This is a genomic window from Runella sp. MFBS21, assembly GCF_029433105.1.
Taxonomy (GTDB): Bacteria; Bacteroidota; Bacteroidia; order Cytophagales; family Spirosomataceae; genus Runella.
In genome coordinates, this window is sequence record NZ_JARNTW010000002.1 from 104,397 (window position 1) to 127,989 (window position 23,593).

At 41.9% G+C, this 23,593-nt stretch carries 21 protein-coding genes; 10 read left to right on the forward strand and 11 right to left on the reverse strand.

Annotated features, from left to right (window positions below):
* Positions 1-196 precede the first annotated feature (196 nt).
* On the forward strand, positions 197-1,498 hold the full coding sequence (locus P1X15_RS04705; RefSeq protein WP_277336987.1) for a nucleoside hydrolase-like domain-containing protein: 1,302 nt from the start codon (positions 197-199) through the stop codon (positions 1,496-1,498).
* Positions 1,499-1,770: 272 nt separating this feature from the next.
* Here the strand turns inward: P1X15_RS04705 and P1X15_RS04710 are convergent, their stop codons facing one another.
* Complete coding sequence (locus P1X15_RS04710) at positions 1,771-3,687, reverse strand: M14 family metallopeptidase (protein ID WP_277336988.1); 1,917 nt, start codon at positions 3,685-3,687, stop codon at positions 1,771-1,773.
* Between the two features lie 268 nt (positions 3,688-3,955).
* Between P1X15_RS04710 and P1X15_RS04715 the strand changes: the two genes are divergently transcribed.
* Both P1X15_RS04715 and P1X15_RS04720 read left to right on the forward strand, forming a co-directional pair.
* Positions 3,956-4,483: a GNAT family N-acetyltransferase gene (locus tag P1X15_RS04715; RefSeq protein WP_277336989.1), complete on the forward strand. Its 528-nt coding sequence runs from the start codon at positions 3,956-3,958 to the stop codon at positions 4,481-4,483.
* 44 nt (positions 4,484-4,527) lie between these two features.
* Entirely contained in the window at positions 4,528-5,043 is a 516-nt protein-coding gene (locus P1X15_RS04720; protein WP_277336990.1) for a peptidylprolyl isomerase, read from the forward strand.
* A 46-nt stretch (positions 5,044-5,089) separates the two neighbouring features.
* Here P1X15_RS04720 and P1X15_RS04725 read toward each other — a convergent pair whose 3' ends face one another.
* On the reverse strand, positions 5,090-6,139 hold the full coding sequence (locus P1X15_RS04725; RefSeq protein WP_277336991.1) for an agmatine/peptidylarginine deiminase: 1,050 nt from the start codon (positions 6,137-6,139) through the stop codon (positions 5,090-5,092).
* A gap of 129 nt (positions 6,140-6,268) precedes the next feature.
* On the opposite strand from P1X15_RS04725, the gene P1X15_RS04730 reads away from it, so the two are divergent.
* From P1X15_RS04730 to P1X15_RS04740, 3 genes are all read left to right on the forward strand, one after another.
* A complete protein-coding gene (locus tag P1X15_RS04730; RefSeq protein WP_277336992.1) occupies positions 6,269-6,808 on the forward strand; it encodes a DsrE family protein in 540 nt (179 codons plus the stop codon).
* Between the two features lie 184 nt (positions 6,809-6,992).
* Positions 6,993-7,217 (forward strand): hypothetical protein, encoded by a 225-nt coding sequence (locus tag P1X15_RS04735; protein WP_277336993.1) that lies wholly within the window; start codon positions 6,993-6,995, stop codon positions 7,215-7,217.
* Entirely contained in the window at positions 7,218-7,631 is a 414-nt protein-coding gene (locus tag P1X15_RS04740) for a putative toxin-antitoxin system toxin component, PIN family (protein WP_277336994.1), read from the forward strand.
* On the opposite strand, the gene P1X15_RS32565 is transcribed toward P1X15_RS04740, so the two are convergent.
* From P1X15_RS32565 to P1X15_RS04750, 3 genes are read right to left on the reverse strand one after another with little or no spacing between them, the layout of a single operon-like run.
* The gene (locus P1X15_RS32565; RefSeq protein ID WP_409049672.1) at positions 7,621-7,848 is read right to left on the reverse strand and encodes a hypothetical protein; all 228 of its coding nucleotides are present in this window, start codon (positions 7,846-7,848) and stop codon (positions 7,621-7,623) included. The two genes, P1X15_RS04740 and P1X15_RS32565, sit on opposite strands and share 11 nt — an antisense overlap.
* 14 nt (positions 7,849-7,862) lie before the next feature.
* Entirely contained in the window at positions 7,863-8,168 is a 306-nt protein-coding gene (locus P1X15_RS04745; RefSeq protein WP_277336995.1) for a helix-turn-helix transcriptional regulator, read from the reverse strand.
* A 15-nt stretch (positions 8,169-8,183) separates the two neighbouring features.
* Positions 8,184-8,666 carry a hypothetical protein gene (locus P1X15_RS04750; protein ID WP_277336996.1) on the reverse strand — a complete coding sequence of 161 codons (483 nt, stop codon included), beginning with the start codon at positions 8,664-8,666 and terminating at the stop codon, positions 8,184-8,186.
* Between the two features lie 135 nt (positions 8,667-8,801).
* Between P1X15_RS04750 and P1X15_RS04755 the strand changes: the two genes are divergently transcribed.
* Together P1X15_RS04755 and P1X15_RS04760 are read left to right on the forward strand one after the other, a co-directional pair.
* The gene (locus tag P1X15_RS04755) at positions 8,802-9,917 is read left to right on the forward strand and encodes a DNA polymerase III subunit delta (RefSeq protein WP_277336997.1); all 1,116 of its coding nucleotides are present in this window, start codon (positions 8,802-8,804) and stop codon (positions 9,915-9,917) included.
* A 131-nt stretch (positions 9,918-10,048) separates the two neighbouring features.
* Complete coding sequence (locus P1X15_RS04760; RefSeq protein WP_277336998.1) at positions 10,049-10,312, forward strand: GlsB/YeaQ/YmgE family stress response membrane protein; 264 nt, start codon at positions 10,049-10,051, stop codon at positions 10,310-10,312.
* Positions 10,313-10,375: 63 nt separating this feature from the next.
* Here P1X15_RS04760 and P1X15_RS04765 read toward each other — a convergent pair whose 3' ends face one another.
* From P1X15_RS04765 to P1X15_RS04790, 6 genes are all read right to left on the reverse strand, one after another.
* The gene (locus P1X15_RS04765; protein WP_277336999.1) at positions 10,376-13,729 is read right to left on the reverse strand and encodes a VCBS repeat-containing protein; all 3,354 of its coding nucleotides are present in this window, start codon (positions 13,727-13,729) and stop codon (positions 10,376-10,378) included.
* A gap of 48 nt (positions 13,730-13,777) precedes the next feature.
* Positions 13,778-14,485: a hypothetical protein gene (locus P1X15_RS04770; RefSeq protein ID WP_277337000.1), complete on the reverse strand. Its 708-nt coding sequence runs from the start codon at positions 14,483-14,485 to the stop codon at positions 13,778-13,780.
* A gap of 116 nt (positions 14,486-14,601) precedes the next feature.
* Positions 14,602-16,455, reverse strand: coding sequence for a RagB/SusD family nutrient uptake outer membrane protein (locus P1X15_RS04775; protein WP_277337001.1), 1,854 nt, complete (start codon positions 16,453-16,455; stop codon positions 14,602-14,604).
* Between the two features lie 20 nt (positions 16,456-16,475).
* Complete coding sequence (locus P1X15_RS04780; protein WP_277337002.1) at positions 16,476-20,000, reverse strand: TonB-dependent receptor; 3,525 nt, start codon at positions 19,998-20,000, stop codon at positions 16,476-16,478.
* 57 nt (positions 20,001-20,057) lie between these two features.
* Positions 20,058-21,074: a FecR family protein gene (locus tag P1X15_RS04785; RefSeq protein ID WP_277337003.1), complete on the reverse strand. Its 1,017-nt coding sequence runs from the start codon at positions 21,072-21,074 to the stop codon at positions 20,058-20,060.
* 108 nt (positions 21,075-21,182) lie between these two features.
* On the reverse strand, positions 21,183-21,863 hold the full coding sequence (locus tag P1X15_RS04790; protein ID WP_277337004.1) for a sigma-70 family RNA polymerase sigma factor: 681 nt from the start codon (positions 21,861-21,863) through the stop codon (positions 21,183-21,185).
* Positions 21,864-22,045: 182 nt separating this feature from the next.
* On the opposite strand from P1X15_RS04790, the gene P1X15_RS04795 reads away from it, so the two are divergent.
* Both P1X15_RS04795 and rimK read left to right on the forward strand, forming a co-directional pair.
* Positions 22,046-22,516, forward strand: coding sequence for a RimK/LysX family protein (locus P1X15_RS04795; RefSeq protein WP_277337005.1), 471 nt, complete (start codon positions 22,046-22,048; stop codon positions 22,514-22,516).
* Positions 22,517-22,640: 124 nt separating this feature from the next.
* Entirely contained in the window at positions 22,641-23,543 is a 903-nt protein-coding gene (rimK, locus tag P1X15_RS04800; RefSeq protein ID WP_277337006.1) for a 30S ribosomal protein S6--L-glutamate ligase, read from the forward strand.
* The last annotated feature ends 50 nt before the right edge of the window (positions 23,544-23,593 follow it).

Genomic DNA, 23,593 nt, shown 5'->3' on the forward strand with positions numbered 1-23,593 from the left:
TAAAAATACGGGTTTTGAAATAAACTATTGTAAAAATACCTATATGAGCTAATGAGGTTCATGTTTTTACGATTTTTTATTTTTGTTTTCGTTAATTTTCTAATTTTGACTTTATTTGTAAAAAATATCAAATGTATTATTGTAATAAGATAATTTTTTAGGAAAGTTAAGGATAAATCGAAAATAAGTAAAAACAATGCCGCTCTATTTGAAATATAGCTTGATTTTGATGGTTATGATGAACGCGTTGGTAGGATTAGGTCAATCCAAAGAAAAGCCCCGCGTTATTGTCAGTACCGATATCGGTGGTACCGACCCCGACGACAATCAGTCGATGATACATTTGATGATGTACTCAGATTTGTTTCATATCGAAGGTTTGATTTCGTCGCCCTATGGTAATGGCCGAAAAAAAGACCTTTTGGACATGATTGCGCTCTATGAAAAAGATTTTCCGAAACTCGTCTCACACAACAAAAACCTAACACCACCCAATGCACTTCGTCAAGTTTGTAAACAAGGCGTGATTTCTGGAGCTCCTTATGCGGGCTACACGACTGCGAGCGAAGGGTCGGCATGGATTGTGACCTGTGCCAAAAAGAAAAGTAATCAGCCTCTTTGGGTGCTGGTTTGGGGAGGCTTAGAAGATGTAGCGCAAGCTTTGCATGATGCGCCCGAAATTGAAAATAAAATTAGAGTGTATTGGATTGGCGGGCCTAACAAAAAGTGGAGTGTCAATGCCTACTCTTATATCGTGGAGCATCATCCCAATTTGTGGATGATTGAAGCCAATGCCACTTACCGAGGCTGGTTTATGGAGGACGAAAACGCCCCCAAAAACATGAGTGAAGGAGCCTATTACGACAATTTTATCAAAGGAAAAGGGGCAATGGGAGCTGATTTTATCAATTATTACAAAGGTCATATTAAAATGGGAGATACTCCTTCCTTAGCGTATTTGATGAATGGCAACCCGTCTAATCCAAAAGGCGAAAGTTGGGGAGGTAGATTTACGCCTATTGCGTATAGTTCGAGGCATATTTTTGAGCGAAATACTACCACTGCCGATACCATCCCTGCTTATGGAGTAGTAGAATGGCGCTTCAAAGGGCCGCTGCTCAATCTCCCCGCCGACTCTGTTTGTTTTACCATAGAAATCCAAAAACAAGAGTGGCCGGGCTATTATTTGGGGAATGGCGTATATGGTGTAAGGTATTCTTCCAAAAAACCAGAAGTGAGTTCGTATGTAACGCATAGCGCCATAAGCGCATTGAATGCCCAAAAAGGGCAATATGTGAGCACAGTACCGTGGCCCGGAAAACCCAATAAAGATGACTATCGTTTGGGAAAACAATGGTACGGAGATGTGCCCGAGGCAGCCTTCTTTTTGGGAGAGCAGCAAGGCGCCCGAACGGTTTCAAAATATCGTGCTGCTTTTTTAGGAGATTGGGCGAAGCGGTGGAAATGGCTTAATATCAGTCATTCTGAATTTAGATGATTCCTAAAAAGACTTTCTGATTTGTGTTTGGGTAGGTACAAATTTATGTTAAACTTCTCCGAAGTCATTGTTGTTGTGAGGATTTGTTAGCTACAAACATTGCGCCTCTCCGAGGCAGAAAATCGCTTCGGAGAAGCTTAATCTTTGTAGCATGAGTTTCTGATCTTCACACCAGGGACTTCGGAGAAGTCAAACATAAATCTTTTTGACTACAAATTTTGAGTTTTCACATTTATCAAACCTCTAGTTGTTACTCTTTTCAATCTTCGGAATTACTTCCCAATCGTAATTTCTTTTTCTTTATAACCTCCTCGCGTCGAAAGCAGTTTTACTTTGGCTTTGATGGAGGTTGTTTGATTGAGTTTGACGCGGAAAGTCGCTTCTTTTTGTTGGCCTACTTTGGTATAGTCGCTGTAGATAGTTTTGTCGTACAAAGCGGGTAGGGTGATGACAGCCTTGGCGTTTTCAAAACCTTTCAAAAGCTCTTTGTCAATGTCGAGGGTGACGCGGTCTTCTTGGACGATTTTTACGAGTTTGGCTTGTTCGAGCGCCACGGGTAGTTTTCCTACATTGCTCCAAGTTACTTTGATTTCGTATTCGTTGTTAGCAAGTGGTTTTACTGTTACGTCTTTGAGGTCGATTTGGGGTAATTCTTTAGCCATCGCTAAGTTGAACCGCGATTGTTTCGAAATCCAGTTTTCCAACTGCCAAGCGGGACCATTTTGGGCAAAAAACTTGGGGTGAAAGCCACCAATCTCGACCTCTCCCAGTACAGGGTGCATAAATTTGGTCCAAGGTTTGAAACCTTGTTTTTTGTTTGCTTCGTCGTCCCACATAAGACCATCGTACTCATCATATTGACCATCTTTGTTGTAGTCTTTCATGGCACCGCCGTTCCAAAGTTCGTCGCCGTACCATACCGAGCCGTAGTAGAAATAGCCAAAATCAGGGCCATGACCAAAAAGTGGATTGGGTTTGGAGGGGTCGCCAGTCATACGGTCGGTTTTGCTACGAGTGCTGTAAGTATCATATACATCGCCCGCCCAAGGATAGCCCGTAAACGATAAGCCAAGGCTGTCCATGTGTTTGTAAATAGCTAAATCTGACGGAAACATACTTTCGGCACTTTTGGAAGTGGAAGGGGGACGAAGGTGCATCGGCACGCGCGTATCCATCGAATTGACGACCGAGATGTGCGGATGTTGGAGCAAAAACAATACGGTCGAACGAGTTTCGATTTCGCTCAGGGGATATTCGCCTGCTCCGCCTTGGGTATAGCCTCGGCCTGAGCGGTCGCCTCCTTGGTCGGGACGCCAGTTTTCGGGATAATTGCGGTGATTGTCGAGGCCACCTATACCGTCTTCGTTGTATTTTCCATCGCCGTCGTTGTCGATACCTTCAGTATACACGAGCCATTCACCCTTTCCTTCCAGTACTTTTTTCATCAAGCGTCCCGACGGGTCGCGTGGGTCAAGTACATAATCGGCTTTTTCTTTTTCGGCTTTGGTGGTGGCTTTTTTGCGTATCTGATAAATCACGCCATCACCGTCGAGGTCTTCTTCGGGGTCTTCGTCGAGCAGCCCGTCGCGGTCATCGTCTTTAGGCCGCACGGTGCTGCGGTTGCGTTGTGCCGTAAAAAGATACATATTGGCACCGTCAGGGTTGTTTTGGGGACGGAGATAAATGGTCTTTGTATCAATTAATTGGGTAATACTCTGGTCTTTGCCATAGTTTTCGAGTAGGTGCTGCGTGATCCATAAAATAGCTTCACTGCTTGTAACTTCACCACTGTGGCGACCCGCCTCAAAATACGCCGCAGGTTTGTCGGTATGTTTCCCCGTTTTTTTGTTGGTGATAGTCATTTGTAAAATAGAACGCCCTTCGTAGCTTTTGGCCACTTCATACAAATCCACGATGTTGGGAAACTGCTCTGCCCACTTACGATACCAATGATACATCACATCGGGAGAGTGATAAACTTCAAAAGAGAGCTTGTCAGTAGGAAAATACTGAACGTCTTTGAAATGATGTTTTTTGAAATAACTAACGCCGTGGCGTTCTCCTTTAACGGTGTAGAATTTGCTAGCGGTGTCTTGTTCGGGCCATTTTTCGTCGCCATAATACAGTTTTTGGGCCGAAAGCTGACTGCAAACCAAGACACTTACTAGCAGGGTAGCGAAGTGTTTCATAAGGGTTAATTTGTTGTTGGAGTGAAAAAGTAGAAAATTACGCAGCTCCTTTTACTTTACAAAAATTTGGATAGGAAATAAACCTGAATAATGTACATCCAAGCCTATTTTTTTAACTTTGTAGTCCTAACTAAAATAATTGCCTCTGCAACTGCTGATTACTCTTTGGATGCCTGATAGGGTGGCGTAGCGGCGTTGAGCCGCCATGAACGTTTGTGTAGATACCACAAACACCTATTTCTTATTACGTCCCAAAACCATTTTATCCATGTTTTCTTTAGAATCTAATCGTTTGCGGCTTATCCCGCTCAATACCTCCCAATTGCAGCTTCATGCTTCACACTACGAAGCGCTACAACGTTCTCTGGGTTTGACTCCCCGACTCATGCTCATGGAAGAATACTTTCAAAACGAATTTGACGATGCTTTGGCCAATTATTGGCTTCCCGAAACGGCGGCCAATTCGGTAAACTTTCAGTGGTTTACCAATTGGCTCATTGTACACAAAGTCGATAATTGCGTAGTAGGTGGAATCGGAGTGGCAGGCTTGCCCAACGACCAAGGCGAAACCGAAATTGGCTATGGCATTGATCAAGCATACCGCAACCAAGGCATTGCTTCCGAAGCGCTCGCGCGTCTGTCTGAGTGGGTATTTCGGCATCCTGCTGCTAAGGGGCTGATAGCCTACACACCCTTGGATTTGGTTCATTCTCAGAAGGTATTGCAAAAAACGGGTTTTGTCTCTGTAGAAGAAAAAGAAGGGATAATTTTGTGGCGAAAATTGAAACCAAATTAGGTATCAACTTTGAAAAATTGTAGGTTTGACAAAAATTTAAATCAATGAAAATAGCACCAAATCAAGTCGTAGCAGTTACTTATGAATTGAGTTTGCTCAACGACAGCGACGAATGGCAAATGGTCGAAACCGTGGGAAATGACCAGCCTATGTATTTTATTCAGGGTATGAGCGGATTGCCCGAAGCATTTGAAGAAAAACTAAATGGACTTTCGGAAGGCGATACTTTTGATTTCAAACTTGACGCCGAACAAGGCTACGGAGACTATGATACTGAAGCCGTAGCGGAGATTCCTTTGGAAGTATTTAAAGTGGATGGCGAGCTTCAAGCCGATATTTTGCAAGTAGGTAATATGGTACCTATGACCAATGAAGAAGGGCACCGTTTGATGGGGCAAATCGTTGAAATCGACGAGGAATTTGTGCTTATGGATTTTAATCATCCCTTGGCCGGTCGTCAGATGCATTTTGTCGGAACTGTAGTAAAAGTAAGACCAGCTACCTCCGAAGAGCTAGATCATGGTCATGTACACGGTGACGGTGGCGTACATCATCATTAATCACTTCGCAACGTTGGCGAGGTTTCAAACCTCGCCAACGTTATCGTTACACCACAGGCTCTTGCTGACTTAAGCAGTGAAAGCTTCCCAGACCCCATACAATATCCGTGGAATCAATTCCCACTACGGGGCGGTCGGTAAAGCATTGACTCAAAATATCTAAAGCACGCTGGTCGTTGGCACACCTGAAAGTAGGAACAATCACGGCTACATTGCTGATATAAAAGTTAGCATAAGAAGCAGGAAGCCTCAAATCTTCGCTATACACAGGCGTAGGCATTGGCAGCTCAATGATATTGAGAGGTTTGCCATTAAGGAGCCGCATTTGTTTCAATTCGTGCAAGTTTTCTTGTAAAATCTCGTAGTTAGCGTCAGATTTATCTTCTTCAACAATAGTCACTACGGTATCTTCATTTACAAATCTTACGGTATCGTCAATATGCCCGTCGGTATCGTCACCTACGATGCCATCACCTACCCACAGCACTTGTTCAACGCCATAATAATCCATTAAATATTGCTCAATTTGGCCTTGATTGAGGTGCGGATTGCGGTTTGGATTGAGCAGACAAGCCCGGCTTGTAAGGACAGTCCCTTTGCCATTAAACTCCACAGAGCCACCTTCCATGATAATTCCTGGTGTGGCATACTCTAATCCTAAATAATGGGCAATGGCTACAGGAATAAGGTCGTCGTTGTCGTAAGGAGGATATTTGCCACCCCAAGCATTGTAACCCCAATTGAGCACAAGACGCTCGTTGGTGTTAGGATTGATGACGATACCAGGGCCGTGGTCACGGCACCAAGAGTCGTTGGTGGGGTGTAATGGCAATTCTATTTGCGACATATCCACGCCAGCATTGAGCAAATGAAGTTGTATCGTTTGTTTAACAATCTCATTATGAGCGTTGATACACACTTTTTCTCCTTTGCTGATGGTTTTGATAAACTCAATATACGAAGGAAGCATGAGCGGCTGTCGCTCATAAGTCCAAGATGCTTCCGTATGAGGGAAACTCAACCAAGTGGCGCGATGAGGGTGCCATTCGGCAGGGAAGAAAAAGCCCCTTTCTTTGGGCGTAAGTTGATTTGACATATGTGTGACTAACTATGTGCGTTTTTTTTAGCCTGCAAAAATAGCCAGAAAACTAGATTCTTTGCGAGGTTGTTTGGTAAGTGTTGTTATCTTTAGCAAAAAATAATTCATCTATAAACTATCTCTATCATGCGTTTGGTTTTCTGCTTTCTTATGTCCATTGTACTTGGCGCAAGTACAGTAAGTTATGCCCAAAAAAAGGTTTTTCCAGTCATCAAAAGTGGCGGAGGAATGTTTGAAGTGCCTGAAGCGGAGCCGATTGCAGACAAAAAAATGAAGTATAAAGTATTGTACGAAATATCAAAAGGTGCCGACAAGCCCGATTCAATCAATAGTACACTGGATAAACTAGCGCGTTTGGTCAATCTACATCTATCGGCAGGGATTCCTAAGCAAAATCTCGATGTGGTGGCGGTGATTCACTTTCAAGGAACACCCCTTATTTTGACGGACGAAGCTTATAAGAAAAAATTTGGAGTCCCCAATCCTAATACTGCCCTCATCAACGAATTGGCAGATAATGGTGTGAAATTTTATATCTGTGGACAGTCGCTCTATATGCGTAAATTTGACAAAGAACCCCGCAATCCAAACATCAAAGTGACTCTTTCGGCGATGTTGCTGATGACTACGCTTCAATCCAAAGGCTATGTGCCGATTATTCCTTAGTGGAGGACTTTTAGGCGGAGAAAACATATTTTCCTTGGAATCTGCGGAGTTGGATTTTATTATTTATCAAACGATAGAGGTCTTAATTAAAGGATGTTGAGAGTAGAAACTCTTAGATTTTGAGTTAATTTTTTTGCTTTAAATTTTGTTGTTAGCTTTGAATAATACAAGCTACTTTATCATTATGGAAGTACCTACTAAACTCAATAAGATGCAACTGCACTTTTTGCAGTTTCTATCGCAGCGACAAGTGTCTGAGCAGGAGCTGGAAGATATTCAACGCATGGTTGCACAGTATTACTTTGACAAGGCTGAAGCTGAGTTAGAGAAAGTAATCAAAGAAAAAGGGATCACCGAGGCGGATGTTGAAAACCTCAAAAATCAACATTTAAGAACCTCTTATCGTTAAATGGTGCGCATTGTACTAGATACGAATTGCTTATTAATGTCTGTTTCCAAGCGGTCTGGGTATTATTGGTTATTTGAAATGCTTCAACAAGACAAGTTAGAATTGGTAGTAACTACTGAAATCTTGGGCGAATATGAAGAAATTATGGGTAGATTTTACTCTCCTGTTTATGCTGATTTGGTTTTGAACGGTTTGCTCAACTTACCTAATATAGTATTGCTAAATCCAATTTATTATCGTTGGGAACTTATCAAAGTAGATAATGATGACAATAAGTTTGTAGATGCCTATATAGGTAGTAATGCTGACGTCTTGATAACTTATGATAAACATTTCAAAGAGCTTGATTTGATTTCATTCCCCAAAGTAGTGCGAATGACTATAGAAGAATTTAACGTCTTTCTTAGCTCGTAATTTCATATTTTTTCAATTCAGATAAAGAAACTGTTGGTTTTTGATTGTTAATTACAAATTTCAAGGTTGTCATTGAAATACGTTTTATCCCATCTCTAATGGTCTTTCGAGAAGCTTCGTCAACAATTAATTTTAAGTCGCTTGACACATAATTTTCCGTTAAAGCAGCGAGTCTATCGTAATCTATACCAAAATCAATAGGCCGATTTTTTATCAAAATATAGATTAAAGCTAAGCAGATTCCAAATGAGGAGAAGTAGTAATAATGAATAGAGTAGTGTCTAGGTAAGACTCAATAAGATACAGTGTTTCTAAAGTGAAATTGTGTGTACCTGAAAGCCATTTGGTCACTTCTGAGGGGTTTTTGTGCATCGCCTCAGCCAATTGTTTTTTACTCCAACCTTTTGCTTTTAGGGCTTCATCAATCCGTGCGGCCAACAGCATCGTACGTTTTCTTTTATTAAATTCTGCGGGATTTCTTTGGTCTATAAAATCGGCCACAATCTTACTACTATACTTTCTTGCTTGAGTTTTCATGTGATTATCAACGTTTTAGTCTTCAAAAATAAATGTTCCTTCCAAACGATTTTGGTCCGTAGACCACCATAAATCTCCTGTTTTAAATGCCTCAGTAATTCTTTTAGAAATGTACCTGAGTAGATAGTTTTCTTGCCTTAATTTTTCATCTTCTTGCAATGCTCTTACATTTTTGTTGCCTCCTCCGTCAAGTACTATACAAGTACTTCCATAGCGTATTGTGTAAAGCCTGAGTTTCTTATCAGGAGAATCGTATAAAGCACAAACTCCATCGCCAAGTGTACCTTCATTAAGTTTGAAATAGTGTTCTCTTGCCCCTGTAAAATGTCCAATAATTTCAAGTCTATCAATAATAGAGCCTAATTCATCTGGATATAAAAGGTGATTTTCTTGAATAAATTTGTCAAATAATGTCAAATCTGTATCGTCTATAAAAATGGAATAAATGCTTGCTTTGGCTCCCGAAAATTCGTTTAACTCTACAATTTCAAATTTCATACAGCAAAGATAGTTATTTTACTTATAAGTAAAATGATTGATTTGAAATTCTCCAGATAGTGCAGTAATAGAAAAAGTATGAAACAAAATGCCAACATTCTTTAATTTTGTACCGAACTCCAACTGCTATTTATTTTGCTTTTCAGAGATATATTAGGTCACGATGATACCAAGCGTGCGCTTGTTCGTTCGGTTCAGAGCAATCACGTAGCTCATGCTCAGTTATTTGATGGCCCTCCTGGGGGCGCAGGTATTGCGTTGGCCTGGGCTTTTGCTACCTACGTCAACTGCGAAGACCGCCAGCCCGACGATGCTTGTGGGCGTTGTGCTTCGTGTATCAAAATGCGGAAATTAGTCCATCCCGATGTGTATCATATCTTCCCGCTACCGCGCACTCCCAAGGAGGGAGAAGACTTGCTGGGTGAGCTTACGCCTCAATGGCGGGGGTTTTTAGAATCGCATCCTTATCGTACTTTATCGGAGTGGCTGGGTTTTATCAATGCCACGGGCAATCAGCAGGGGATTATTCCTATCAAAGAATCAAGGGGAATCATCAACAAACTCTCTTTGAAAGCTTTTGAAGGAGAATTCAAAATTATGCTCTTTTGGCAGCCCGAGCTTTTGAATGTCCAAGCCGCCAATGCGTTGTTGAAAATATTGGAAGAACCACCCGAAAAAACCTTATTTTTGATAGTGTCAAGTCAGTCGGATAAGTTGTTGACTACCATTATTTCTCGTACTCAACGGGTGGCTATCCGAGCTTTTACGGACGAAGAGGTAACTGCTTTTTTGCTTCAAAAGGGTATCGAGGAGCGACGGGCGCGGCAGATTGCTTATTTGAGCGAAGGCAACCTTTCGACGGCGATGCGTCTTACACTCGATACCGAAGACGACCGCCACACTTGGTTTGCCAATTGGATGCGTAAGTGCTATTCGCGCGATTTTGCTACTTTGGTGAAGTTAGCAGATGAGTTTGATGGTTTGGGGAAAGAAAAACAAAAAGGAATTTTTGATTATACCCTCAATTTGTTTCGTGACTTATTCTTATGGCAAAATGGCATCGAAGACCTTCTCAGACTGCAAGATGAAGAATTGAGTTTTGTGCAAAAATTTGGGAAAGCCGTCAATCCTAAAGCCATCGAATTGTTGATACAGGAAATTACGGAGGGTTATTATCACCTCGAACGCAATGCCCGCGCCAAAGTTTTGTTTTTAGATATTTCGTTGATAGCCGCCCGTACGATGCGCTAAACTTAATCCGTAGTTTGTTATTGAAGAGGTTTGTGTAAAATAGCTGTAAAACGGGCGAAGTTTTACAAATAAATGTGACTTTTAGGGAATTAAAGGGTCAAGACTATGAAACACTCTAAATCATAACGCTCATGAATTTTATCATCACCATCATCGTAGGGGCTATTGCTGGTTGGCTAGCCGATTTGGCTTTCAAACGTTTTTCTTTCTCATTACTTTACCAAGTCTTACTCGGAATTGCTGGGGCATTTGTAGGAAGTTTTTTGTTTGAAGGTGAATTTCATTCTATGTTAGGATTGCCAAGTTTTGTGGCTAGAGTGCTAGAAGCTTTTGTAGGAGCTTCAGTCATATTGCTCTTGATTATTTTGTATCGCCGTTTTACGAACAAAAGCTAAGGTGATTTGCCGGTTTAAGATATTACAAGAAAGCCTCGAATTTTTTCGAGGCTTTCTTGTGAGTTAACGTAAAGTATAGCTTGTTATTTTCTGTTGATTGACTCCGAAGCAAAGAGTGTTGTTGATGTTTAAGATACTTCGCACTTCACCCTTAAGATTGAAACCTGACCGAATTTGAGGTACATAGCTAAAGTTATTGTTGCCGTTGTTGTGCAGCAATATTCCCAAATTAGCATCATACTGGCCCAGCCGCAAACGCGTCCGAAGCTGATTTCCACAAACTAATAAATCTTTTTTGCCGTCTTTGTCATAGTCTATGACTGCCATAGCGTGAATAGGCGACATTTGAATCTCAATAGGCAACGGCTTAACTACAAATTTGCCATTAGCGTTTTGCTCAAACAATGTAGTGGCGAGGTGAGTGGCTTCTAATCGCGTGGCCCCTTCTAGCTCAGAAGCTCCAAACATATCTTTGAGGGTGGCATCGGCGTAAGTTTTATAGTCGGTGTAGCGTTTACCCATGATAGGAAGTTGACCTATCATTTCATCGCGGGTGATGTATGGATAGCTCTTGCCTTGAATGTAGGTACATAAAATGGGATCAATGCGACCGTTTTGGTCAAAATCCTTGAAATACAATTCGGCGGGCTGTGTAGGAGAAGCCTGCACTTGAGAGTTAAGTCCCAAATTGCCTATCAGCAAGTCTTGTTTACCATCCCCATTCAAATCTTCCACAAGAAGTTTGTTCCACCATCCATTGTATTTCTTATCAAAATACTTATCCGTTTTATCCTCCAATTTTCCATTGACTTGTTCAAAAACCATGACAGGCATCCATTCTCCTACTACAATAAGTTCCGCTTTTTTGTCACCATTAAGGTCGAGCCAAGCGGCGTCAGTGACCATGCCTACTTTTTGAAGGGTAGGTGCTAGAGAAGTAATTGCATCCTTGAAATTACCCTTGCCGTCGTTGATGAGTAAAAAGCTAGTGGGAATTTCGGGATAACTTCCCGGCACCACGCGTCCACCCACAAATAAGTCGGGTTTTTGATCACCATTGATATCGGCTACTCTTACGCAGCTTGTGCTAGCAAGCATGGAAGGCAGTGCAGCAGGGTTTTTGGTGAAATTTCCTTTGCCGTCATTGAGATAAAGAGCATCTTGGAGAAGAGGATCGTTGAGGGCAAAATTGGCATAGCCTCCATGACATACGTACAAATCAAGCGCACCGTCTCCGTTGGCATCAAAAAACAAAGCATCGCTTGCATCACTTTTGGCATCTGCTTCAAAGGCTGTTTGTGGTTTTTTGGTGAAACTTCCTCCTTTTTGTTGGACAAAAAGTGCTCCAGCTTGCCCATTGCCTCCTCCCACAAAAACATCTTCAAGACCATCGCCGTTTACATCCCCTTTTGCCATAGGAGGGCCAGGGTAAGATTGCGGATTGACCATCAGGATTTGACGCTTGAAATCGTTGAAACTGGAAGCAGGCTGAGTGTACGCGATTTGCGAAGGTGTTTCTTGGAAAATAGGAGCTACCTTATTGGGTTTAGAAGGAGTTTCGGTAGCGTCTTTTTCTTTGAGGGTGAGCCATTGATTGGCTTTGAGGTTAGTGAGGCGTTGTTGTTTGCCATTAGGCCAAACTATTTTCAAGGAGTCCACAGTTGCGATTTTTCCAAGTCCAAAGTGTATAATACCCGATACACTCGACTGATAGCCACGCATAGGCATTTGCTCCAAGTATTGAACTTGCCCTTTTTGATAGATAGTGATTTTTGCCCCAATACCTAGCCGGTTCATCGACCCTCCCTCAAGGCTTATTTTGAGGTAATGATGTCCGAGTTTTTGCTGGGCGTCGTTTTGGTAAATGAAAGCAGGCTGATTGATATTATTGACGACAAGATCAAGGTCGCCGTCATTGTCCAAATCAGCGTATACAGCCCCATTGCTATTGGAAGATTGGGCTAGTCCCCACTGAGAGCCTACATTTTTGAAAGAGAGGTCTTTGTTGTTTTTGAAGGCATAATTGACGACGTTGGAAGCAGGCATTTGTTGTACCAAATTGAGTACATCCTGACGGCCAATGTTGGCTTGATTTTGTTGAAAGTCATTCATGTATTTCAAAAAATCAAGATTTGTATAGTCGCGCAGGTAGCCATTGGTAATGTAGAGGTCTTTCCAGCCGTCGTTGTCATAATCCGCAAAAAGGGCTGCCCAGCTCCAGTCGGTATTAGAAATACCTGCCAATTGACCAATTTCGGAGAAAAGAGGTGAGGGAGTCTGAGTAGCACCTTGGTTGAGCTGTAGCATATTGCGCATGTATTGCTTATGAAAACCGGAGCGTACTACCATGTCAAACTTCTCATAGTTGTCAGGAGCCATGAGGAGTTTTTGGCGGCGATTGTCTTCGGGTAGCATATCGAGCGTAAAAATATCCGGAGTGGCGTCGTTGTTAATGTCGGCCACGTCGTTGCCCATCGAAAAATGAGACGTATGCCCTATTGAGGCGGCTAGTTGATTAGTGAAGCCGCCTTTTTGATTGTTGATATAAAGCCGGTCAGGAATCGTGTAGTCGTTGCTGATATAAATATCAGGCCAGCCGTCTTGGTTAAAATCCCCGATTCCTGCTCCCAATCCGTACGAGAGTGCCGAGCTATGGATGCCCGATTGTTTGGTAACATCCGTAAATCGTTGCCCTTGGTTCTTAAAAAGTCGTGAGCCACTGATGGCATCTTCTATTTTTTCCAACTGAGCACTGCTCGATTCGTTGAGTACGGGCAAAGATTTGATGTTGTGATTGAGCAAAAACAAATCTAAGTCTCCATCACAGTCATAATCAAAGAAATAGGCATTGGTGCTAGAGGAAGGGCTATCAAGCCCATATTCGGCAGCTTTTTCGAGAAAAGTCGGAATCCCTTGGGGATTGTTGCCTTGATTGATAAACAACTCATTGGTTTTTTTTTCGGGGGGCAGATTGCCTGAATGACACACAAATATATCCAGAAGTCCGTCGCCATTGACATCCGCCATCGTAACGCCCGTTTTCCAAGGGCCTTGGCGACCACCTGCACCCGAAACATCGGTAATGTCTTCAAAGGTCATTTTACCTTTGTTGAGGTAGAGTTTGTTGGCGCTGAGATTGGCCGTAAAGTAGAGGTCGTCGAGTTTATCGCCATTAAGGTCTCCCACTGCTACACCACCACCATTATAAAAATATTCGTACATCAACACATTAGTATTAAGTCCTTCAGTGATAATGTTCTGAAAATCTACGTGTGTTTGTTCGGGGGTAAGGAGGGTAAAAAGAGCTGGTTCGTCATTGGCAATAATCTCTTCTTTTTTTTCTGAAGAGGAATCTTGGCAGCCGATTGTGGTCCATACCAACAAACTTAAGACGTAAAAAGAGAAAGGTATCTTCATAGAAACTAAAAATCGGGTTGGAGCAATGACAAAAAAATGAAATAAGAATTAAAGTAATTGATTACAAAACTGTAGTAAATTTTTGAGATTGTCTTCATCGTAAACATCAATAGGATGCTCTTTAAGGTATTTTTCGATGGCAGATTTATGTTTGGGAAATATCTTAGAAATGCTTGATTTATTAGCTTTATAGAAACGATTGTTTGCGTCGATAAAAAAATAGGTTTTTGTTTTTGAAAACACTATATCTCCTTTTGTTTCAAGTTTTTGGACGGAGCCATTGCCATGCGAAAAGACACTGTAATTTCTGATAGAGCCGGCTCCTGATGATTGTTGATAGGCGCCTTGTTTTTCGAGGCTAGCGAGACGAAATACTTGCTTAACTCCCAGCTTAGCGGCAGGTGTATCTAGCATTACCTCTACATAGCCAATGTCTGGGTTGTAATAAAATACTATGTCATGGATTTGAATATTTTTGATAAGATATTCATTGGAAAGCGAAAGGGTGTCTGAGTTGGGGGCAATAAAGTGCATTTCTCCCAACAAGAGATTATAATTAAGTTTCGCTGTACTATTTCCGCCCGTCAAAAATGATACTATTCCATCCTGAAAGGCGGGTAAGCGATAGCGGTCTGTGAAAGCAACTTGTTTTTCAATTTCTTTCTCCGACTTAATCTTAATCAAGTTAGGATTTTGGGCTGCTAGAGATAATGTGATACAAGCTCCCATTCCGGTTATTAATAATTGTTTAAGCATATCCCTGATGTGAAGATGAAATTATTATAACTTAGAAAGGCGAGGTCTTAAAAAATCTATGCCTGTGAGAACCACAGGCATAGATAAGATTACTCAAAAGATGGTGAAATGTAATATTAATAGCCAGGGTTTTGTACCAACTTGCTATTTCGGTTCATTTCATCGCGATGGATAGGCAAGAAATATTGCTTATCTAGCCATGCGCGGTTTTCTTTACCAGGGTCGATTTCAAATACTTTGTAAGTATAATCGTAGCTAGTTGGGTCGTATTTGTAAAGCGTCACGCTCTTACCAGCTTTAAGTGCACCTGTGACGTTGATACCATTTGCTTTGCGGCCTAATGTAGTAGGTGCAATCATCCAGCGGCGCGCGTCATGATAGCGTTGTTCTTCAAGATACATTTCAATGCGTTTTTCGTTTCTCAGACGCTGACGCAGAGCATCACCCGATTCGGTAAGAGCAGGCATTCCAGCGCGGAAACGGATTTTGTTGAGCCAAGTACGCGCTTCGGCATCTTGACCTAATTCGATAGCAGCTTCGGCATAGTTGAAGATAGCCTCAGTATAGCGGAACAAAGGCCAAGGAACTTGTTGCCAAGTATTTTGATCTACAATTGCAGGATTTGGATCGATAAATTTACGTGCATAATAGCCAGTATAAGTACCATTCCAGTCTTCTACCGATGATTTGCGAGTATCCAATCCGAAGAAAGGAACTTTTGAACCACCACTGACCACTTCATAAGTTCCGGTTTGGATTTGGTTGGCAGGGTCTTTTGAAGCTACGTCGGCAGTACGAGGTTTCCAGTTAGAGCCATCGTATAAAATTGAGGCATAGAAACGAGGGTCACGATTGTCATAAGGTTTGGTAGCATGATCGGCTTTATTCCAATCAAACTTGGTACCATCCATCATTTCATAATCATCTACCATCAATTGGATAGGGGTATTACCAGCCCAGTTGTGGTAGCCATTAGGGCCATTAAACAACCCTTGGCGGCCACCGTTTTCTTGCTTGGCATTGATGAAGTAGCGTCCTAAGATAAGTTCTTTTTCGCCACCGTTTCTTGACATCGCAATGTTGTGATAGTTGGCAGTTCCGTCGTCTTTAGAAGCAGCTTTATCCAGTGTGAGCTGATAACCCAATCCCGTTACATCCAATACCGCTTTGGCAGCATCTTTGGCTTTTTGCCAGCGCTCAGTACGGCTACCACTTGTATATCCAAGGATTTCTGGTTTAGAAAAGGCAGCCAAAACAGTTGATTTTGCTTTTGCGGTAGGTACGTCGTACAAATCGCTAGCGGCATAAATCAACACACGAGATTTAAGAGCCAAAGCAGCAGCTCTTGTAGCTCTACCTGCGGCCAACGATTTGCCATTGAGGAGGGTTGCTGCTTCATCGCAGTCTTTTACGATAAAGTTTACACACTGCTCAAAAGTATTACGCTCCGATAGGTAGTCTGCTTCTCCCAGCTCGAATGGACGATCCACTAGAGGAATACCTCCATAGTAGCGTAGGAGTTGGTGATAGTAATAAGCACGCAAAAATTTTGCTTCACCTTTCAAGCGTTCTACCAAAGTAGCATCATTGAATTGGGGTTTTTCCAATTTACTCAGTGCCAAGTTACAAGCACGGATACGTGAGTACATATTGGCCCAGCTCAAAGTTCCATTGATCCAGCCTGGATCGGCGGGATTTGAACGTGATTCAGTAATCGTAGTAATACCGCGACCAGGGTGAGTAAAAATAGTCTCATCGGTCAAAGAGGCGAGCATTTGCTCGTCAAATCCTCCATTACCAAAACCTGCGTAAATTTCAGTAACAAACGCATCGGTCAAGGCACCGTCGGTCCAAACTGTCGATTCCGACAACTGATCCAGAGGTTGGGTATTGACAAAATCACCGTTACAACCTGCCAAAACCAACATGGCAGAGAGAGCAGTGACTGATATGTATTTTAGTTTTTTCATATTTATTTCAAAAATGTTTGTTAGAAAGAAACTGTCAAACCAGCATTGATGATACGCTGCTGAGGATAGTATTGACCAGTTGATGAGCTTGATTCAGGGTCAAACGAATCGAATTTGGTGATAGTGAAAAGGTTCAAGCCATTGATGTAGATACGAGCATTTCCCATACCCACTTTGCTTGTAAGTACTGAAGGAAGGGCATATCCAAGCTCAAAGTTTTTGAGACGGATATAGTCCGTATTTCTAAACCAGTAAGAGTTACCACCAGAGAAGTATTGGTCACTACGGTTAGCAATACGAGGGTGTACGCTGCTTGGATTTTCTACCGTCCAACGATCTCTGTACATGCTATAAAGGAAGTTACCAATATTACCCATTTCACCAGGGCTTACGTATTGTTTAGCACCTGCCGAACCTTGGAAAAGGATATTTACATCAAAACCTTTGTAGCTGGCAATTAAGCTCAAACCTCCTTGGAACATGGGGATGTTGTTGAAATTGGTACGAACTCTATCGTCAGGCGTGATTTTACCATCACCATTGTAGTCCACATACTTCATATCACCAGGGCGAAGGGTATTTACGATCGCTTTGTAATCAATTTTATTTTCATTGATTTCGGCTTGATCTTTAAATACGCCATCATACAAATAAACTTGTTCGGTATTCATAGGCTTGCCAGTAGTGCGTTGCCATTCAGGAGCACCTGGAGCTTCGTCCCAGAAAAGGATTTTGTTTTTGGCATATCCTCCGTTTACGCTTACATTATATTTGAAAGCACCTGCTTGGTTGCGATAGCCAATGTTGAATTCCCAACCTTTGTTAGCCACTTCTCCGATGTTTTGCGCTGGCAAAGAAAGACCTGTTGATTGAGGTACCGAAGCGTTTTTAAACCACAAGATGTTGGTACGTTTGTTTGAGAAAACGTCAAACTCAAAGTTGATTTTACCGTTTAGCAACTGACCTTCCAAACCGATATCGGCATTATTAGCGATTTCCCAAGTGATGGAGTTGTTAGGAACACGTGTTTCGTACAAAGTCTTAGTCTCTGTATTGTTAATGATATAACTACGGAAACCATAAGTAGACAAGTACTGATAAGTAGCAAGAGTAGTAGTGTTAGGAAGATACACTTGGTCGTTACCCATTTGGCCATAAGAAGCGCGGAGTTTCAAGTAGTTGAATACTGGTAGCGATTTTTTGATGAAATCTTCTTCAGACAGTACCCAGCCCACCATGGCACCAGGGAAGAAACCATAACGTGTAGCTTCAGGGAACATATCTGAGCCGTCATAACGCCACAAGAATTCAGCTAAGTATTTTTCTTTGTAGTTGTAAGCCACCCGACCGAAGTAGTTCAAACGAGCACGTTCGAAAGCCCCACCACCGTTGTTTTTCTCTAAGTCACCACCGGCAAAGATTTGATCAAGGGCAGGAGAGATAAAGTAACGACGGAAAGCGTTGAAGTTATCACCTTGGATAGTTTCTTTGTTTGTACCAGCCAAGAATGTTAGACCGTGTGCGCCAAAAGTACGCTCATAGGTAAGAATACCTCCTAAAAGAATATTAAGCTGGTTTTCGTTGGTCAAAGTAAGGCGAGGCTCGGCAGGTCCGCGTTTACTAGCAATCAATTTGGGAGTTACGCCATCGGCTTCAAAGCCAGTACCACGCTCATATAGAGTCCAAGGAGTTTCCCAACGACGCATGTTGCGCGACAAAATGTCGATAGAGGCAGTTCCTGTAAATTTCAAACCTTCTACGCCAGGGATTTTGATGTCGAGCTGTCCGTTGGTTTGAAGATAATTACGTTTGTCTTTATCATAACCAGTGGCATTGGTAGTGATGACAACAGGGTTTTCACCGTTCTCAATGTCAGGACCAGGGCGTCCGTCAGGCCAGTAAGCAGGCTGTTGGGGTTTTCCACGCATCAACATCCGGAAAATCGCACCAGCACCTTTGGTAGGAAAGAAACGAGACTCTTGGCGGCCAGTTACACCCATATTCAAGTTGATGTATTTGTTTACTTTGGCGTCCAAATTGATACGGAAATCATACTGCTTATAGCCAGTTGCTGAATTGATATAGTTCCCGTCTTGGTTTTGATAACCCAAAGAAGCCAAGTACTTCACATTTTCTGAGCCACCATTCAATTGTACATTGTGGCGAGTTTGAGGCGACCATGTTTTGAGGGTAGAGCCATACCAGTCGGTATCAGGGTGTCCCCAAGGATCTGAGCCATCACGGTATTTTTGGAAATCTTCGGGTTGGAAAGGAGCTTTACGCTGAGCACCAGCAGCGGTAGTATATACCCCTGTTGACTTGTAAGCTGCAGTAGCAGCTGCCCATTCGCTGGCAGGCAATCCATAAATATCCAAGTCATTGAGCATCTCAGTATATTGAGCAGCATTGGCTAGCTTGGGCAATTGGGTAGGTTGTGCCCAACCTTGGTTAAATGAGTAAGAAAGCTCAGGTTTCCCAGATTTACCTCTTTTGGTAGTAATCAAAATAACCCCGTTGGCAGCACGAGCACCGTAGATAGCAGCCGATGCATCTTTCAAGACGGAGATAGTTTCGATATCAGCAGGGTTGAGGCGATCCAAACCACCCGCACGACCTGGAATACCATCGATTACGATAAGGGCGTCGTTGTTTCCGAGGGTGTTTGACCCACGAATACGGATACCCGCTCCGTCATAGCCTGGCTCACCACTACGGTTGGTAGCTACTACCCCAGGAAGACGACCGGCGAGAGATTGGGAGAGGTTTACGGCGGGCGATTTTACCAAGTCACCCCCTTTTACACTCACAACCGAACCCGTTACGGTTTCTTTCTTCTGAACACCATAACCCACCACGACTACCTCGTTAAGGGCTTTCACATCTACCATCAATGTAACGTTGATGCTATTGCGTCCATTAACAGGAACTTCTTGTGGAAGATAACCGATAAATGAGAACACCAAAATGGCATTGTCATTGGTGAAGTTTAATGTATAATTACCTTCGTTGTCAGTTACTGTTCCAAGCGTAGTACCTTTTACTAATACACTTACTCCAGGAAGTCCTTGACCTTGCTCGTCGGCTACTTTACCTTTCACTTGTGCCAAGGCAGTCTGCGTGCGGCTTGCAGTTCCTTCAGGAGTGAGGGTAGGATTGATAGAAGCGGTTAAATTTCCTACGGCTACCGTAGGAATGGCAGTTTGTTTTTCAACTTTTCCAGAACGAGTCACTACATAAGAACCGTCGCTACTTTTACGATACCCCAAACCTAATGGTTTCAATAGTGTCTCGATGTTTTTTTCGAGTCCTTCCTTGTAGTTAAGCTCATTTGCTGATACAATATAAGGCTCAACCATTTGGTCAGAAAACAAAATGTCTACCTTATAGTGATGACGTAAGTCGTTTAAGACTTTTTTCAAGCTTTTGGTCCCTTTCCTTTCGGGAGCAGGGGTATGGTGCGCTAGAGGAGAGCGCTCCATGTTTTGTGCTTGACTAATGGGCTGCCCTACCATCATTGCTGCTAGAGGGACGCCAATTAGCCTCATTTTGTAGCTCATTTTTGTCATAGTAGATAAAATAAATTAATTGTTAGTTAAGATTGGTTAATGAATTGACTTGAAGATTACTTGTTTGTCTTTCTGTTGAATAGAAACTGGTAGAATTTCGGATAAAGCCGTTAATAACTCTTCGGCATTGCGGGCTTGAAATGAGCCAGACAAAGAATAATCGAGCAATTCTTTGTCTTCTATTTGGGCCCGGATGCCGTAGTTATTTTGAAGAAGTGTAACAATTTCTTTTAGGTTAGTTTTGTCAAATACAAAGCGATTGTTTTTCCACGCGGAATAATTTTCGGGGTGAAGCACTTTTTTTACTTCCATGTTTCCCTTATCGGTAAGGGATACCAAATCCCCAGGTTTCATGGTAAAAAGCTGTGGACGTTGGTTTTTAGAACGATACTGAATATTGACCTTGCCTTTGGTAAGTACCACTTTTGATTGATCTTCCCGTGCCAACACCGTAAACTCGGTTCCGAGTACTTCTACATCAAAAGAGGCCCCTGTCTTTACTAAAAATCGTTTGTCGTCTTTGGTATGAACTACGGAAAAATCCGCCTCTCCTTTCAAAAAGACAGTGCGAGTAGAGCTCCCAAACCCAAAGCGTGGAACACTCAACGACGAATTAGCATTCAAGGATACTTTACTGCCATCTTCTAGGGTAAAAGATTGGGTTTGACCATAATTGGTGGTATATGTTTTGGTGAAAATTTGCTCTTGATAGAGCCACAGAGTGACGAGTGAAATAAGTAAAAAACTTGCGGCAGTAAGTTGGATACCCCAGTTCCACCACTTGTTTTTCAATTGTCTTTTTTCAATAGCTTCAGTTGGTTGTTCATTAGCTAAAGAAGGCATCTCTAGTTGCTTATGGAACCGCTCTATGCCTTCAGGCAGGTTTGCCTGATACATAGGTCTGCTCAATTCCCATTCATGAAGACACAAATAGAAAAACTCTTCGTTTGAAGGGTCTAGAGCCCATTCTTCTATTTGAGAGCGTTGAAGAGCGGTAACTTGACCAGCAAAATAATCAAAAAGAAGGGGTTTAGTAACAAAAATTTGTCTCACAAAATGGTATTTTAAGGGCTTTTAGTATTACTTTCATAGGATAGACACATGTGCTATCTACAAACCCTTATACCAGATTTAAAATTTTTTAGAAAAAGATAAATTTTGCTAGAAATCAGCCAATAGAGCGGTGACAAAACTCAGTATTGTAATGCCTTTTGCTCTCAACATATCTCTGAGTGTGTGATTAGCTTTTCTAATCTGAACTTCAATCGTGCGCAACGATAATTGGAGTATATCGGCGATTTCAGCATATTTTTTGCCTTCAAACCGATACATCAAATAAATCTTGCGTTGTTGTGAGGGAAGGTTGCTGATTGTTTTTTCGATTTCTTGATACAGTTCTTCGTATTGAGTAACTAAGTCGGGCTGAGAGATGACGTCGTCAGAAGAATTTTCTAAAATCTCCAAGCCTGTCATACGTTTAGATTCCCTTTGCAGATAATTGTAGGCACGGTGGCGTACCGTTTTGTACAAATAAGCCCTGAAAGAGGTCGTTACTTCGCGATAGGTCTCTTTGGAATAAAATTGATAAAAGATGTCAGATACTAAATCTTCAGCGATGGTTTTGGAATAAAGGAACCTCACTGCATGACTACAAAGGGGCTGATAGTATGAGCGATAAAGTAGCTCACACCCAAGTTGGGGGTTAGATTGAAATGCCTGACGAATAAAAAACTCTACGTCTGCCGGACTTTCTACCTCCTCTAATTCATTCACTTCCTCTTTCAAAATCCGCACCGGAACCTCAACTGTAGGAATAGAGTTGTAATCGATACTAAGGCTCATTTTTAGGTTAGTCAAATATTACTGTATGTAAAGTTACAATTTTACTGCAATTATTACAATTTTCTAGGTGTTATATTGACCAAAACTAATGATAAATTAGCTTACTTTAAGAAAATGTCACTATACCGGAACCCTTTACCTTATCTTAATGTATCTTTGACGATACGATAGTTGCCACAATAGTGAAAACAAAAAAGAAAAAGCTTAAAACTGTAATTAGACCCAAAAAATGGGTGATTGGCCGTAACGATGTGGTAGATTTTCCCGATTTGGGGATAACGGATGTACGGGCTAAAGTAGATACTGGCGCTTATACTTCAGCGATTCATTGTTATAAAGTACAACTTATTAAAGAAACGTTGACTTTTTATTTACCTGCGCATCGTGGCGAAAAACATCAAAAATTTGAAACAAATCATTTTGAGTTAAAAGCCATCAAAAACTCTTTTGGACAGACTGAAATGCGCTATGTTATTAAAACAAAAGTTGCATTGTTTGGTAAAACATTTTTGACCGAATTTTCGCTTGCCGACCGCCAACAAATGCGATATCCGGTTTTGATAGGCCGCAAATTGCTTCGTAACCGTTTTGTGGTAGATGTAAGCTTAGAAAATGTCTCTTACACTCAGAAATTACTTGCTACCCCCGTCTAGATTATTCGCTTGATTGATTAACAAAATCGTAATATTACTTCACCATACTTCCTTTTAATTTTGCCGCGTTTGTTTGTGTATTTATTTGATAAACAAACGGAATTTTATTGACTATCAATTAATTATGAAAATTGCGATTCTCTCCGCTAACTCAAAGTTATATTCTACCAAAAAACTGTTGGAAGCCATTCGAAAACGAGGACATGAAGGGGTGATTATCAATCACTCGCTATGTCATGTAATGATTGAGGAAGAAAAACCAGTACTTTTATACAACAACCAAATTATTGAGGGGATTGATGCTATTATCCCCCGGATAGGCGCCTCTGTTACTGATTATGGCTGTGCGGTGGTCAGGCAGTTTGAAATGATGAAGATTTTTACAACCGTTAAGTCGCAGGCTATCATGAGGTCTCGAAACAAACTAAGGAGCCTGCAAATCTTGTCCAAAGCAGGAGTTCAAATACCCAAGACGGTTTTTGCCAATCAGACCAAAGATATTGACAACTTGATCAAGCTTGTGGGAGGGCCTCCCGTTATTATCAAACTACTAGAAGGAACCCAAGGCGTAGGGGTCGTCTTGGCCGAGTCAGGCAAAGCAGCCAAATCGACTATTGAGGCTTTTTATGGGCTGAAAACCAATGTTTTGATTCAAGAATACATTGCTGAATCCAACGGCGCTGATGTAAGAGCGTTTGTGATTGGAAATAAAGTGGTGGCGGCTATGCGTCGTCAGGGACAGCCGGGCGATTTTCGTTCAAATTTACATCTGGGCGGAAAAGCAGAGGCCATTGTTTTGTCTCAAGAAGAAGAAAAAGCCGCTCTACAATCTGCTAAGGCCTTAGGACTCAAGGTAGCTGGAGTGGATATGATTCAGTCGAATCGTGGACCGATGATTATGGAAGTAAATTCTTCGCCCGGCCTTGAAGGTATCCAAAAAACAACGGGCATCAATGTGGCAGACCTCATCATTGGGTATATTGAAGAAAAAATCCCTGCTGATGAAGGCGACACTATTGGGGTATAAAGTAAAAAATACTAATTTTCGTCTTCTTACCTATGATGAAAATAGTATTA